Genomic DNA, 14,353 nt, shown 5'->3' on the forward strand with positions numbered 1-14,353 from the left:
ACCGGGGAGGAGTTACCTATGAACATTGCGTTGATCGCCCATGATCGTAAAAAAGACACGTTGGTGAATTTCGTGGTCGCCTATCGTCACATTTTTGCCAAGGCAAATCTTTACGGAACCGGTACCACAGGTCTCCGTATCCATGAGGCTACCGGGTTGGATGTTCACAGGTTTCAGTCCGGACCGCTCGGCGGAGACCAACAGATTGGCGCTTTAATTGCCGAGAACCGCATGGATCTGGTGCTGTTCTTTCGGGATCCGTTGATGGCTCAACCGCACGAACCTGATATTATTGCGCTGCTTCGTTTATGTGATGTGCACAATATTCCGGTAGCGACGAATATGGCGACTGCCGAAATTCTGGTGAAGGCCTTGGAACGTGGAGATTTCGCGTGGAGAGAGACGATCAATTCCCAGTGAATGTAAGCCGTTTGGATGCCGCTTGGTCGGTTTTGTACCAGTTGGAACAGGCCGGATTTCAGGCTTATTTGGTCGGCGGTTGTGTGCGGGACATGCTGCTTGGAAATTCGCCTGATGATTATGATGTAGCGACAAATGCTCTGCCATCGGAGGTTCAGGAACTATTTCCCCGAACTGTTCCTACGGGAATTCGACATGGAACCGTCACTGTACTGATGGGAGACGAAAGAATTGAGGTAACGACGTTTCGGACTGAAGGAGAATATGCCGATTCCCGCAGACCTGCCAGTGTGAAATATGTCTCCACATTGGAAGTCGATTTGTCCCGGCGTGATTTTACGATCAACGCGATGGCGATGGACCGCCATGGAAGGATTATTGACCCTTTTGAAGGCAGAGCAGATTTGCAAAAGAAAACGATTCGAGCTGTAGGGGAACCGGAGAAGCGCTTTCAGGAAGATGCTTTGCGAATGCTGAGGGCGATCCGTTTTGCCGTCGTGCTTCATTTTTCGATTGAAGAACGGACATGGTTGGCAATCACCGAAAACGCCGGAAATTTGTCCCGTATCTCCCGCGAACGTATTCGCGATGAATGGAATAAAATCATTCTTTCCGATATTCAAGTGGGAATTCAACTTTTAAACAAGGCTGGTTTGTTTGACGTGGTGTTCCCTGATGTTCCGCTGCAATCACCGAGAAAATTAATGCAGGCTGCAGAGTTTGCAAAACGATTGCCTGAAAAAATTGCATTGCGTCAGGCGGCACTTTTCCGACAATTATCGGTTGGCGAAACGGCTGTACAGAAAATCCTGCGTGAATTGCGTCAGCCAAACGCTTTGATTCGTTCTGTGATTTCAATTCTGCGCGCTATCCCGGATGTTGATCCGTTGACATGGACAGATGCGGCATGGCGGAGATACTTGTATTGCCATGGGAAAGACATCGCGTTGGATGCTTTCTTGATTGTGGGATATATCCGGGTCGAGAAACAGAACCTGATCTTAAACAAACTGTATGAATCGATTCAGAAACAGCCGATTTGGTCAGTCAAAGATTTGACCGTTACCGGACAGGACCTGATTGCAGAATTAAACATTCCTCCAGATCCCGTGATCGGTCATATTCTCGAACGGTTAACCGAACTTGTTCTGGAAAATCCGCTTTGCAATACACGCCAATCCCTCCTCGCCGCAGCGAGGGAGATGTATGAAAACCTTTAAAGACATAGCGAAGAAGGTATAACTTCACATGAAAGAACAGATTTTAAAGCTTCTGCGAGCCAATCCCGACAATTACATATCCGGGGAGGAAATCTGCCGGCGGTTTGATGTGTCCCGAACAGCAATCTGGAAACATATCAAGGACCTTCAAGAAGAGGGATATCAGATTGATGCGGTTCGCAACAAGGGGTATCGTCTGGTCTCCATACCTGATCTTGTGACTGCCGCCGAGATACTTGAAGGGCTTCAGACGAAACGAATGGGTCAGCACATCGTTCATTTGAAAGTGGTGGATTCCACAAACGTAGTAGCGGCAAAGTTGGCGGATGAAGGGGAACCCGAGGGAACGCTGGTCATATCCGATCAACAAACCGGCGGGAAAGGACGGAGGGGCAGACCCTGGTTTTCTCCTCCGGGAACCGGAATTTGGATGAGTCTTGTTCTACGCCCCCAGCTTCCAATGGCGCACGCTCCGCAGCTGACTTTGGTCGCGGCAGTGGCAGTAAGTCAAGCTCTGACGGAAGTGACCGGTAGTCAGGCGGGTATCAAATGGCCGAACGATATCTTATTCGATGATCGGAAATGCTGTGGGATTTTAACCGAGATGAATATGGAATCGGAAGAAATCACTTCCGTCATTTTGGGAATCGGAATTAACGTCAATCAAGTCCGGTCCGATTTTCCGGAAGAGATTCAGGGGATTGCCACGTCTCTTCGTGAAATTACCGGCCATCCGATTCCGAGAGCGTCTGTCGTTCAGAGAATCCTGGAAAAGTTTGAGACGTTATACGACCAATACGTTGAAAACGGCAGCTTCGCATGTATTCGCGATCAGTGGAAAAAACAAAGCATCACATTGGGACGTCATGTATCCGCAGCGACTTCACGGGGAATCATAACCGGAGTGGCGGTTGACATTGATGAGATGGGAGCTTTGGTGGTAGAAACCGAACAAGGTCAACAAAAAGTCTACTCGGCTGATATTCAGGTGTCCTAACAATCTAAAAATTGTAATCGCTGACACTATACAAGAAACCGTTTTCCAGTTATACTTCAAATTGGAGGCGGTATCCATCGGAGCTGTACTCCGCAATGATCAGTCAATTCAAACTTATCCATGTTTGAATCTGCTCTGAGCCGTCAGCGGACCGAGACAGAGGATCTTACGTGAACCATTCGTAAACCTTTTCGCGCCCCCACGGCCGAAAAGGTTTTTTTGTTCCTGTATTCCGCTGGCACGTTACGGCGCGGGCCAAAGGGGGATTTGAGAATGACGGGAAATGGACAAAAGGAAAAGCTGACGACCGTAAAACTCAAGGAAATGAAAAGCACAAACAGGCGTATCTCAATGGTAACTGCATACGACTACCCTACGGCAAGGGCCGTTGAAGACTCAGGTGCGGATGTGATTCTTGTAGGAGATTCACTTGGGATGGTCGTGTTGGGGCATGAGACAACGCTTCCTGTCACATTGGATGATATGATTCATCATACCAGAGCGGTCAAAAGAGGGGCCAAGAATACGTTTGTGGTAACCGACATGCCGTTTCTGTCTGCCAACATCTCAATCCCGGAAACGGTTCGCAATGCCGGGAGAATCATCCAGGAAGCCGGTGCCGATGCGGTGAAGCTGGAAGGCGGCCGGGAAATGATCGATGAAATCCGTGCCTTGATGAAAGCGAACATTCCGGTGATGGGGCATTTGGGACTGACGCCGCAGGCGGTGAATCAACTGGGAGGCTTTAAACTGCAGGGAAAAGATGTGGAGAGCGCCAAGCGAATTTTCGAAGATGCTCTGTTTTTGCAAGAAGCCGGATGTTTTGCGATTGTTCTGGAGTTGGTGCCTACACCTCTTGCCACTATGATATCGGAGCATTTGACAATCCCGACGATAGGGATTGGAGCCGGAGCCGGATGTGACGGTCAAGTACTGGTCATTCACGATCTGCTTGGCATTACAAATGACTACATGCCGCGGTTTGTTAAGAAGTATGGGAACCTTTACGAAACTATGGTAGATGCGGTAAAAAGCTACAATCAAGAAGTGCGTGACGGCGTGTTCCCCGGCTCCGCACATGAGTTCGGAATGAAGGATGAAGTAGTCGCCGCCCTGAAAAAGGAGCTCTCGATTCAATGAAAATCATTCATACGATTTCAGAAATCAGGCACTATGTGAAAGAGCAGCGATCACTTGGAAACACCATCGGTTTCGTACCGACAATGGGTTCCCTGCATGAAGGACATTTGTCATTGGCAAGGCATGCGAAAACGGAGAATCAAACGGTTGTGATGAGTATTTTTGTAAATCCTCTGCAGTTTGGTCCAAGCGAAGATTTCGACCGGTATCCGCGAAATCTTGAAGCAGACGCCCAACTTGCGGACAGTGCGGGAGTAGACGTCATCTTTGCACCATCGGTGAATGAGATGTACCCGCAGCAGCAGCTTACTTACGTTGATGTCGAGCTGGTTACAGAGAATTTGTGCGGGACTTCACGCCCGGGGCATTTCCGGGGCGTGGCCACCGTGGTAACCAAACTGTTCAATATTGTGCTTCCGGATAAAGCGTATTTTGGACAAAAAGACGCCCAGCAGGTCCGTGTAATTCAGCAGCTGGCACAAGATCTCAATATGCCGGTCGAAATCATTCCCTGTCCGATTGTTCGGGAACCGGATGGTCTGGCAATGAGCTCGCGGAATGTGTATCTGTCCCCGGAAGAAAGAAAACAGGCGCTGTCGGTTTATCGATCCATACAGGAAGCCCAAAAGCTGTTTGACGCAGGACATCGTTCCGCAAGTTTCATTAGGGAACGGGTACAATCCATTATTGCAGTCGAACCACTGGCGGAAATTGATTATATTAAGATTGTGGATCTGCAAAACTTTTCGGATCTGAATGATCAAATCAATCGCGATGCCCTGCTGGCAGTAGCCGTTCGATTCGGCGCTACCCGGTTGATCGATAATACCATTTTGGTTCCATAAGGAGGGACAGACATGTTTCGAACTATGATGAAATCAAAAATACACCGTGCTACTGTAACGGAAGCGAATTTGAACTATGTCGGGTCGATTACAATCGACCAGGACATTATGGATGCGGTTGATATCCTGGAAAATGAAAAAGTCCAAATTGTAAACAATAACAACGGAGCACGGTTTGAAACATACGTAATTCCGGGACCTCGTGGATCGGGTGTGATTTGCCTGAACGGTGCGGCAGCCCGGTTGGTTCAACCAGGGGACATCGTGATCATCATTTCCTATGCGATGATGGAAGATTCGAAAGCAAAGAACTACCAACCGATTGTGGCTCTGATGAATCCCGACAATTCAATCCAGGATTTGATAACAGAAGTGCACAGTACAACCGCATTGTAAATGCGGTTTTTTTCGTATAGAAACAGTTGATTGCCACAAACTAACCCCGAATGCATGAAACAGCACGCTATGCAGGGATCGGGGGGCTCGATATGTTTGACAGGCAGTTTGAGCAATTGTTCCGGGCGTTGCATCGTATCGAACAGCAGTTATCGACAGCCAGCCATGAAGAGAAAGAAATTTTGCGGGAAGAAATCATTGCGCTCCGTGCCGTGTGTGACCGTTTCGTTGAAAAATGGTTGACGTTTGAGGAGAAAGTTGTCTATTTGTCCGAACTGTTCGGGTTGGAGATCGATTTGGAAGAACTTCCGAAAAAACCAGTGAAACCGAATCCGGTTATGCAGCCCGTACATGTCAAAGCGATTCCTCTGCCGCCTCCAGCGGAAGAAGAACAGATTGTCCGTTCTTTTCAAAAAGGGGTGGGTTATTTTGATCTGCTCATGTTTCCGGATGCGATTCGGGAATTGGAGCGGGTTGTTGCGTTGGACGGGCAGTTTACGGTCGCGCGGCTGTATTTGGCATTTGGCTATTTGGCCAAAGAAGAGTACGACAAAGCTGCCCAACAATTAAATTTGGTGGCAGCCGGTGTGAAGGAACCCTTTATTCTGGCAATGGTTCATAATTCGTTCGGTCATATCTATGCCGCCAAAAAAGACTATGCAAGAGCAGCGGAAGAATTCAAACAAACTGCAGAGTATATGCAGGACTTTCGGGATGCGTATTACAACCTGGGAGTTTGTCAGTATAATCAAAAGCTGTATAGAGATGCGCTGGCCTCATTTTTGGTGGCCCTCGATCAGGATCCTAAAGATTGGCACGCGGAACGTATAGTTTCATCGATTTGGCGGAAAATCGGTTCCCCGGAAAAAGCGTATCAACATATCGAGCAAGCTTACCGGCTCAATTCGTCTGACTACGACATTTTAATGGAATTTGCCGATCTCTGTTTGCAGCAGCAGGAATTTGACCTTGCCCGGTCTTTGTACAAAAGAGCCTCGAGGTTTTATCCTACGGCAGTACAGCCTTTGGGCGGACTGGGTTGGCTGGCTGTCAGGGAAGGAAATACTCCGGAAGCGATCTCCTGTTTTAAGAAACAATTAACTCTCGCGCCCAATGATCGACAGGCTCAATTTAATTTTGGCTGGGCTCTCTTGCTTGAAGGGGATTCGGGAAAGGCAGATCAGATTTTTCAAAAGTTGATGGAGTTTGAACCGGATTGGATTCATACCAGGATTGGAGCGGCTCGTGTGGCGCTGGAACAAGGCAATTATCACATGGCGCTCGAACAATCGGCAGAGGCACTGAAACTGGATGAGAACAGCAAAGAATTATGGTTTTATAAAGGATTGGCGCATTCGGGCCTTGGTGACAGGGAGCAAGCGCAGCAATGTTGGAACCGGTGCCGCGAACTGTTGACTGTGACAACGGAAGCGAGAGGGGAATCCTCTTGATTCCGTTTTTTTCTTGCAGGAAAATGGGGAGGTGACAGAGAAAAGAAATAAGATTCTCTTTTTGTGGAGTGACTCTGATGGCTTTGCCTTACGTGGTTTTTGATTTAGAAACAACCGGTTTTTCCCCGACACACGATTCGATTATCGAAATCGGAGCGATCCGGATCGAAAACGGTCAAATTCTGGATACTTTTGAAACATTTGTGGCACAAGACAAACCGCTGCCACCCTTTTGTAAGGAATTAACCGGCATTTCTGATGAAGATCTGATTGACGCTCCTCCGCTGTATAAAGCCATCGCGGATTTCCTTCGTTTTGCGGATGGTGCGGACTGGGTAGCACATAATGCTTCTTTTGATATTTCTTTTATAAACCGTGCGCTGGAAGAGTGCGGCTATCTGCCTTATGCCGGGATGTATGTCGATACGCTCGAGTTATGTCAGATCCTGTTTCCGAGAGAACCAAGCTACTCGCTCGAAGCACTGGCTGCGAACAGGAAGATCGCTCACGGGCGTCCGCACAGGGCGCTGTCGGATGCGCTGGCAACAGCTGAATTATTTTTGCAGCTGCATGAAAAAGCCAGGAACTTGCCGTTATTGGTTCTGCAGCAGATCGAGCAATTGACAGGGATGTCCGATTGGCACTTGCGGCATTTTTTCACCGATTTGGTGCAGGATCCTTTGAAGTTATCGAAAACCGAAATTCCTGACGGGTGTACGGTCATTCAACAGCTGATGCATCGGCCCGTGCAGGTACCCGAGAGAAATCTTGAAGATCGGGAACCTGTCATTTATGACTCGGATACAGCCTCTTTTGTGTTGTCTCAGGAGGGGCCCCTTGCGGCAAAATATATAGGGTATGAAGAAAGGCCGTCTCAATTGCAAATGGTGAGAGCGGTTGCGGAAGCACTGTCTACGGGGGATCATCTCGTTGTCGAGGCAGGGACGGGGACAGGGAAATCACTGGCCTATCTGATCCCGGCGATTCTCCACGCCAACGCCACGGGTGAACGGGTTGCAGTCGCTACTCATACGATCAATCTGCAGGAACAGATAAAAGAGCGGGATATCCCTTTATTGAAGGAAATTATGGATGTTTCGTTCGAAGCTGCAGTCGTGAAAGGACGAAATAATTACGTTTGCATGCGGAAGGTGGCAAGCGGTGTCAATACACAGGGGATCATTTCCGATCCGAGTGAGCGTTCTTTTTATGTGCGAATGATTACATGGCTGATCGAAACCGAAGCCGGTGACCGTGAGGAGCTCAATCTGCAGGGATCTCACGCCGATTTTTGGAACCGCGTGGCAAGTGACTCCGATTCCTGCATAAGCAAAAAATGTCCGTGGTTCCGCAACTGTTATTACTTTAAGAACAGGGCGGCCGCTGAACAAGCGGATGTGATCATCACGAATCACTCCCTGGTCTTTACCGATATAAAAGCGGATCACCGGGTACTTCCCTCGTACAACCATTTGGTGATTGATGAAGCTCATCATATTGAAGATGAAGCGACCAAGCATTTGGGTGAAGACGCCAATTACTTTCAGATAGTCGGGGCGCTGAACCGATTGGCAAGAGAGAATCGCCAAGGACTGTTGACTCAATTGCGAACGATGATCGGACTGCAAACCGCGTTTGCCAAAACCGCGAGCATCGCGGATCAAATGGTCGACAAGATACTGGAAGTCAGGACTCATGCAGATGAAACATTCCGTTTGCTGCAGCGTTTTACGCTTGACCAGTCGGAAAAAAGTGAAGGAGGTCGTTCGACTCTGCGGCTTGGCAACAGTCACCTCCAACTTCCCGGGTGGAATGCGATTCTCTCTTCATTCGAGAATCTGCAGACGGAAGCCGCTGCGCTGCGAAGCTTGATGTCCAAACTTGAGACCGAAGCTTCCGATTTTGGCGATGAACAGGCAGCCGGCTTGGTCACCGATATTGGAGGACAGGTGCAGGAATTGGACCGTCGACTGATGACCATGGCCCGGTTTTTCAGGGAAACGGATCCGCAGTCGATGGTTCTCTGGCTGGAGGCTGATGAAAAGGGAGGGCGTCCCGCTGTAAGCCTCTATATGGCTCCCATTAAAGTCGGTCCGCTTTTAAACCAGAATCTGTTTGAGAAGAAAGAGTCGGTTATCCTCACGTCAGCAACTATCACTATCAACCAGGGATTCTCCTATATTATCGATCGGCTGGGGCTGAGAAAGGCGGACGAAGAAGGAAGATTACGCACCTTGCAGGTAGACTCCCCCTTCGATTACAAAAACCAGGCTTTGTTATGCGTTCCTACGGATGTAACGCCGGTAAAAGGCGTATCCGAACAAGCATTTGTGGATTCGCTGTGTGAATCAATCACAACTTTGGCCCGCATCTCCAACGGCAGGATGCTCGTATTGTTTACTTCGCATAAAATGCTGCGGGATTCCTATACGAAAGTAAAGCCGAGGTTGGCGGAACATAATATTCGTGTATTTGCTCACGGAATCGATTCGTCATCCCGAATCAGGCTTGTTCAGGAATTTAAAAGAGAGGAACGAGCGGTTCTGTTTGGCGCCAACTCGTTTTGGGAAGGGGTCGATATCCCGGGTGAGGATCTTTCGTGCCTGGTCATCGTTCGCCTGCCGTTTTGGCCGCCGAATCACCCCGTGGCTGAAGCGCGGACGGAAGCGCTGGAGAGAGAAGGCCGCAATCCGTTTATGGATTATTCCGTACCGCAGGCGATTGTGCGTTTCAAACAGGGGTTTGGTCGGCTCATTCGCTCCAAAAAAGATGTCGGCGCTATAGTGGTATACGACCGGCGTCTTGTGGATGCCCGTTACGGTCGGCATTTCATCAAATCGCTGCCTGATCCATGGGTGTACCAGGGGCCTGAAAAGGAAGTCTTTAAAGTGATCTATAACTGGCTCAAGCGGTAATATAAAAAGGGCGTCACGCATATACATGTCCCAGATAGCGAGGGGAACGACATGCGAATGGCGTTCAAGCAAAACTTTATTCTTTGGATTTTTGTTCCATTCCTGATTGTGGCAGGGGCGACTATGGAAACGCTCCTGCCCGTTACCCATTATTTTGACAGATTGCCGATCAATACAAAGGTTGACTTGAAAGGAAAAGCGGCAATCCGATTCCTTGACTTGGGGAATGGGGTTTCCGCTGTCCTTCAGACAGAAGAAGGACACCATATTTTGATCGATGGGGGAGAAGATCAGTCGGCTCTGATGATCCTGAAAGAGCTGGCAATGCTTGAAGCACAACGGCTGGATTTTGTCTTTCTGACAACTCCAAAACCCGAACATATGGGCGGATTTGGGATCTTGACGCAAACCGTGCCAATCGGAAAAATTGCATATCCTCATCTATCGGCGGCTGAATTTGGTTTGGACGCTTACGAGGCTGCGAAATCAATTCCCAGAATACGCTTGAAAGCCGATCAAACATATATTTTGGGTGAAAATTTATCGATCAAGGTGTTCAATCCCCGTGAGCCTGTCTATGGGGTCGTGGGGGAGCAATCGCTGGTTTTTCAAATGACTTATCGAGGAACTACAATCCTTTTTACCGGTGATATTTCGGAACAAGTCACGGAAAAGCTGTTGGATTTGCCGATCGAAAGCGATATTCTGGTAATTCCCAATCACGCCAAGAAAAATAGTTTCCATACTGATTTCCTGCAAAAAGTGAATCCGAAGGTAGCGGTGATAACGGGAGTCAAAAAGGGGTCGTCCAGCCCGGATGAAAGCATCGTGGAACAGTTGTACGAGAGTTGGATAGATGTGTATCGGACCGACCAGCAGGGAACGATAACGGTTTTATTTTCGAACCGATCTTTTGAGGTCATCCGGCCTTAGAAAAAAATAGTTCGAATTTTCTTATTGACGAATCTTTTCTATTTCTTCTATGATGAAAAGTAAGACTCTCATAAATTGGGAGGTGGTCGTCTATGAATCATCTGCATCTTGAACCTAGCGATGTAGAAAGCCAAGTACTGCTGGCCCAACAGGGAGACTCTTATGCAATCGAACAGGTTCTGTCCCACTTCCAATCACTTGTTCGTTTTCGAGCTCGCTCGTTTTTCCTTGCGGGGGCTGAACAGGAAGACCTCATCCAGGAGGGAATGATCGGTTTATTTAAAGCAATCAGGGATTATCGGCTCGACAAAGAGATTCCGTTTCGAATCTTTGCCGAAATCTGCATCAACCGGCAGCTGATTACAGCCATCAAGAGCTCCAGGAGACTCAAGCATCAACCGTTGAACCACTATACGTCGCTTCACCGCTCGATGAGTGAGGATGAATCGCGCCGTTTCCTGATCGATACCTTACCGTGTCCTCAAGGATCTGAACCGGATGAGGTTGTGATAAAACAGGAACAATTGCGTGAACTGCAAAATCAGCTGAGTGTAATCCTGAGTCCATTTGAATTTCAGGTTTTAAACTTGTATTCGGAGGGACACAGTTACAAAGAAATTGCAAAAATGATGAATTCGACCACAAAGGCAATTGATAACGCCCTTTGCCGGATCAAGCGAAAAATGGATTCGGCCGCCGTAAACAGGAATCTGCAAAGAATATCGTCATGATTTGGAGGAAAAGATGAAGACTCCAAAAATATCGGAAGCGGTGATCCGGAGATTACCGGTTTATTTAAGATATTTGCAACACCTGCGTGATTTGAATATTACAACCGTCTCTTCCCACGAATTAGGACAAAATCTGGACATGAACCCGGCGCAAATCCGGAAAGACCTCGCTTACTTCGGAGAATTTGGAAGAAAAGGCATAGGGTATGACGTCCAATATCTGATTGAAAAGATCAAACAAATCCTAAAACTGGACAGGCGTCTCAATGTGGCTCTCGTCGGAGCGGGAAATCTGGGTACCGCGCTGTCAAACTACAACCGATACACAAACGAGAAACTCAAGATTGTAGCCATTTTTGACTCGTTTGAAGAGAAAATCGGGACCCAGGTGGGGACGCTTGAGGTTTTGCCCATTGAGTTATTACCCAAGATGGTCAAGGAATTGGACATCAAAATGGGCATTATTACCGTCCCTGCCACAGAAGCTCAAAAAGTGGCTGATCAGATGGTGGATGCGGGGATCAAGGGAATTCTGAATTTCGCTCCTGTTATCCTTAAGGTCCCACTCGATATTCCCGTTCGCAATGCGGATGTGACTACTGAGCTGGAGTCACTCGCTTATTATGTGGATTAGTCGTAAACCTTCCCGTCACGGGAAGGTTTTTTAATGTTTAAAACCAACTCTGATAAACCCAATTCGCCACATACGTCAAGATACCGAGCGACACATTAAGCCCTCCGAGAAAGCGAGCCGCTTTTTTCTCTTTTTCCATCTGCTTCAAATCGTAACCTTTTGCGTCAAACCGCCAGATCATGAAACCTGTAACCAGAAATAAAACTACGACGTACTGAATGTAACCTATGTTGATCATCCGGGACGCTTCCCCCCTTGTTATCTCGCTTTCATCGACCTCAAGTCCCAACACAACGGCACGGTCTTCGATTTCGAGGCGATCCCAACATCCTGTAAGCAGGGGAAATGTGATCAGCAGCACGCATAGCAGCTTAACCTGTTTCACCCAGTTGCCCCGCGCCACGTCGATCCCCCCTTTTCTTGCGAATCGTGGCTGTGATTAATAACAAGGACGGATACGCAATCGTGATCCAGAGTCCAGTTCGCCCGACCGACTTAATGATCTGGTACGTTTGCAGGACGTTTTGCAGCAACATCGCGATCACAAAAACGAACGTAAAGATGAAGAACGAAAGCATCTTGTGATCGCGCAAACGGAAGAGTTCGCTTATCGCGTGAACCGTCAGATAATAACTGGAGAGAAGAGTGGTGAACACAGCTGTCACCCAAACTGCAAGGAACGCTGCGTCCAGTCGTTCCATAATGTTGCCGGGCAATGATGTCGTCTTTGCCAGTTCGAGTGTGGGCCAAAGCAGGAGTTTAGTCTCTTCTGCGCCAAATACGGCAACAGTAGCCACGACGGCGGCCAGATAAAGTCCTCCGGCAATCAACATCCCCCAGAGACTGGCCTTCATCGCCTTCTCGGGGTGCCGCATCGCCGGAATCACGATTGTCAGGATAAAAGAGCCTTGAAACAACGCGGATACCGTCAGGATACCCATGCGCATTCCCTTTGGTTCGTTCCCCAAGATTGGCAGCAGATTGATCATAGTCGCATTTTTTAGCGAAAGCACAACGATCAATATACCGGGTGCCAGGAGAAACGGGAGATAAAACATATGAATGTATGCAAACGTCGTGATCTCATTGCGAGTTGAGATGGCGGCGAGCAACAGCATAACGATCACGGTGACTTCCAAAGGGGTGCGCTGCAGAACGGAAGTAATGACGACTTCCCCGAATTCGCGTGAAGCAAGCGAGGTCAACACGGCAAAAAAATGATAATAAACACACTTCCGATGCACCCCACCTTCTGTTTCCGACTTTTAGAGGATCAAGTGTATTGTGCGAAGGACAGTGAATGGTTGTTTATCAGGATAAATCCCACCATGATCCCATAAAGTCCAAAGGTTCCGGCAAGTATTACCATGGGGAAACGCAACATGCGCAAAGCGATTGCCGCATTGTAAGCGGGTGTCGCAAATGAACCTATTGTTGTCAATGCAATCAAAACAACGGTAATAGGGCTGGCAAACCCTGCAGAGACCGCGGCTTGTTCGACGACAAGTACGCCGACGATCGACAGCGCCCCCCCCCCCGACTTGCTGGGGCAAGCGCAGCGTTGCTTCCCGCAAAACTTCCATTGATATTTCCATGATCAATACTTCCACAACGGCCGGGAAGGGAACACCTGCTCGTCCCCCCGCCACCGCAACTGCAAATTCCGTCGGAATCAATTCCGGATTGAATGAGATGACCGCTACATAAAGCGCCGGGAAGAAGAGAGAAAAAATTAAGGCCATCAGTCGGATAAAGCGCACTAAGCTGCCCATAAGAAATCTTTCCGAGTAGTCATCCAACGTCTGATAAAATTGACTAAATATGGCCGGCACGATCAAGGCAAAAGGAGAACCGTCAACGAGAATCGCCACTCTGCCCTCTAACAGCGTGCCGACCGTTTTATCCGGACGTTCCGTATTCTGGATTTGTGGAAACGGGGACATATTATGATCCTCGATGAATTGTTCGAGGTAGCCCGCATCGAGCACTCCATCGATATCGATCACCGAAAGACGGTTTATCGCTTCCTGGACAAGCGCAGGATTTGCAATGCCTTCGATATAGCACACTGCCACTTTTGATTTCGTTAAGCGGCCGATCTCCATCATCTTGACACGGAAGTTTGGAGTAGGCAAACGGTATCGCAGCAGGGAGACATTTGTCAGCAAAGACTCAATAAATCCTTCCCGGGCCCCGCGCAACACCTGTTCGGTTTGCGGCTGGTCAATTGACCGCTTCTCCACATTGCGTGTGCTGATCAGAAATGCCTCGTCCAATCCTTCAACCGCGATAACGGTGTCCCCGCGTAAAACCGCTTCGACAATCGAGGGGATGCGGCTTTCTAACCGGCCTTTACTGTGATAAAGAGTTTCGTTGAACACTACGTGTTTCAATTGTGAGTATTCAATTGTGGCTCCTTCCAGATGAGGAGGCAAATACATTAATGGTTTTAAAATATCCCTGTTGATAATGGATTGATCACTCATATTCAAGAAATAAAACATAACGGCCGAATATTGGCCAAATACATGAAAACGACGTATGACAAAGTCATCATTTTCACCTAACAAGTTTTCGAGAAAAATGATTTATCTTCAATGCTGCCGCTTATCTTCTCTTCGCCACGTTCCTCCAGGATTTGGTTCGCGACATCCCGCCACCTTCTGCCCAT

General features: G+C 48.3%; 13 protein-coding genes and 1 pseudogene. 11 read left to right on the top strand and 3 right to left on the bottom strand.

Annotated features, from left to right (window positions below; all coding sequences use genetic code 11):
* Positions 1–18 precede the first annotated feature (18 nt).
* The 11 genes from mgsA (at position 19) to ACFO8Q_RS16530 (ending at position 11,682) form a co-directional block, all read left to right on the top strand.
* Positions 19–420: a methylglyoxal synthase gene (gene mgsA / locus ACFO8Q_RS16480; RefSeq protein WP_380026915.1), complete on the top strand. Its 402-nt coding sequence runs from the start codon at positions 19–21 to the stop codon at positions 418–420.
* The gene (locus ACFO8Q_RS16485; RefSeq protein WP_380026916.1) at positions 393–1,640 is read left to right on the top strand and encodes a CCA tRNA nucleotidyltransferase; all 1,248 of its coding nucleotides are present in this window, start codon (positions 393–395) and stop codon (positions 1,638–1,640) included. The genes mgsA and ACFO8Q_RS16485 overlap by 28 nt, the downstream gene beginning before the upstream one ends.
* Before the next feature lie 28 nt (positions 1,641–1,668).
* Positions 1,669–2,637, top strand: a complete 969-nt coding sequence (locus ACFO8Q_RS16490; protein ID WP_380026917.1) for a biotin--[acetyl-CoA-carboxylase] ligase — start codon at positions 1,669–1,671, stop codon at positions 2,635–2,637.
* A gap of 273 nt (positions 2,638–2,910) precedes the next feature.
* Positions 2,911–3,777: a 3-methyl-2-oxobutanoate hydroxymethyltransferase gene (panB, locus tag ACFO8Q_RS16495; protein ID WP_380026918.1), complete on the top strand. Its 867-nt coding sequence runs from the start codon at positions 2,911–2,913 to the stop codon at positions 3,775–3,777.
* On the top strand, positions 3,774–4,622 hold the full coding sequence (gene panC / locus ACFO8Q_RS16500) for a pantoate--beta-alanine ligase (RefSeq protein WP_380026919.1): 849 nt from the start codon (positions 3,774–3,776) through the stop codon (positions 4,620–4,622). The genes panB and panC overlap by 4 nt, the downstream gene beginning before the upstream one ends.
* Positions 4,623–4,634: 12 nt before the next feature.
* Positions 4,635–5,018 (top strand): aspartate 1-decarboxylase, encoded by a 384-nt coding sequence (panD, locus tag ACFO8Q_RS16505; protein WP_380026920.1) that lies wholly within the window; start codon positions 4,635–4,637, stop codon positions 5,016–5,018.
* Positions 5,019–5,110: 92 nt separating this feature from the next.
* Positions 5,111–6,469: a tetratricopeptide repeat protein gene (locus ACFO8Q_RS16510; RefSeq protein ID WP_380026921.1), complete on the top strand. Its 1,359-nt coding sequence runs from the start codon at positions 5,111–5,113 to the stop codon at positions 6,467–6,469.
* A 77-nt stretch (positions 6,470–6,546) separates the two neighbouring features.
* Positions 6,547–9,384: an ATP-dependent DNA helicase DinG gene (gene dinG / locus ACFO8Q_RS16515; RefSeq protein WP_380026923.1), complete on the top strand. Its 2,838-nt coding sequence runs from the start codon at positions 6,547–6,549 to the stop codon at positions 9,382–9,384.
* Positions 9,385–9,441: 57 nt separating this feature from the next.
* Complete coding sequence (locus ACFO8Q_RS16520; RefSeq protein ID WP_380026925.1) at positions 9,442–10,317, top strand: ComEC/Rec2 family competence protein; 876 nt, start codon at positions 9,442–9,444, stop codon at positions 10,315–10,317.
* A gap of 92 nt (positions 10,318–10,409) precedes the next feature.
* Positions 10,410–11,048, top strand: coding sequence for an RNA polymerase factor sigma-70 (locus ACFO8Q_RS16525; RefSeq protein ID WP_380026927.1), 639 nt, complete (start codon positions 10,410–10,412; stop codon positions 11,046–11,048).
* Between the two features lie 13 nt (positions 11,049–11,061).
* Positions 11,062–11,682: a redox-sensing transcriptional repressor Rex gene (locus ACFO8Q_RS16530; RefSeq protein ID WP_380026929.1), complete on the top strand. Its 621-nt coding sequence runs from the start codon at positions 11,062–11,064 to the stop codon at positions 11,680–11,682.
* A 37-nt stretch (positions 11,683–11,719) separates the two neighbouring features.
* Here the strand turns inward: ACFO8Q_RS16530 and ACFO8Q_RS16535 are convergent, their stop codons facing one another.
* From ACFO8Q_RS16535 to ACFO8Q_RS16545, 3 genes and pseudogenes are all read right to left on the bottom strand, one after another.
* Positions 11,720–12,085, bottom strand: coding sequence for a CLC_0170 family protein (locus ACFO8Q_RS16535; protein WP_380026931.1), 366 nt, complete (start codon positions 12,083–12,085; stop codon positions 11,720–11,722).
* Positions 12,054–12,926, bottom strand: coding sequence for a GerAB/ArcD/ProY family transporter (locus tag ACFO8Q_RS16540; protein WP_380026933.1), 873 nt, complete (start codon positions 12,924–12,926; stop codon positions 12,054–12,056). Before ACFO8Q_RS16540 ends, ACFO8Q_RS16535 begins: the two co-directional genes overlap by 32 nt.
* 35 nt (positions 12,927–12,961) lie before the next feature.
* Positions 12,962–14,353 (bottom strand): annotated as a pseudogene (locus tag ACFO8Q_RS16545) (spore germination protein); the annotation flags it as partial.

This window comes from Effusibacillus consociatus (assembly GCF_042652925.1).
Taxonomy (GTDB): Bacteria; Bacillota; Bacilli; order Tumebacillales; family Effusibacillaceae; genus Effusibacillus; species Effusibacillus consociatus.

Excerpts from the sequence above, each read along its gene's own strand:
- panC (WP_380026919.1), top strand. The coding sequence starts at position 3,774 with ATGAAAATCATTCATACGATTTCAGAAATCAGGCACTATGTGAAAGAG.
- dinG (WP_380026923.1), top strand. The coding sequence starts at position 6,547 with ATGGCTTTGCCTTACGTGGTTTTTGATTTAGAAACAACCGGTTTTTCC.
- ACFO8Q_RS16510 (WP_380026921.1), top strand. The coding sequence starts at position 5,111 with ATGTTTGACAGGCAGTTTGAGCAATTGTTCCGGGCGTTGCATCGTATC.
- ACFO8Q_RS16490 (WP_380026917.1), top strand. The coding sequence starts at position 1,669 with ATGAAAGAACAGATTTTAAAGCTTCTGCGAGCCAATCCCGACAATTAC.
- mgsA (WP_380026915.1), top strand. The coding sequence starts at position 19 with ATGAACATTGCGTTGATCGCCCATGATCGTAAAAAAGACACGTTGGTG.
- panD (WP_380026920.1), top strand. The coding sequence starts at position 4,635 with ATGTTTCGAACTATGATGAAATCAAAAATACACCGTGCTACTGTAACG.
- panB (WP_380026918.1), top strand. The coding sequence starts at position 2,911 with ATGACGGGAAATGGACAAAAGGAAAAGCTGACGACCGTAAAACTCAAG.
- ACFO8Q_RS16525 (WP_380026927.1), top strand. The coding sequence starts at position 10,410 with ATGAATCATCTGCATCTTGAACCTAGCGATGTAGAAAGCCAAGTACTG.
- ACFO8Q_RS16520 (WP_380026925.1), top strand. The coding sequence starts at position 9,442 with ATGGCGTTCAAGCAAAACTTTATTCTTTGGATTTTTGTTCCATTCCTG.
- ACFO8Q_RS16530 (WP_380026929.1), top strand. The coding sequence starts at position 11,062 with ATGAAGACTCCAAAAATATCGGAAGCGGTGATCCGGAGATTACCGGTT.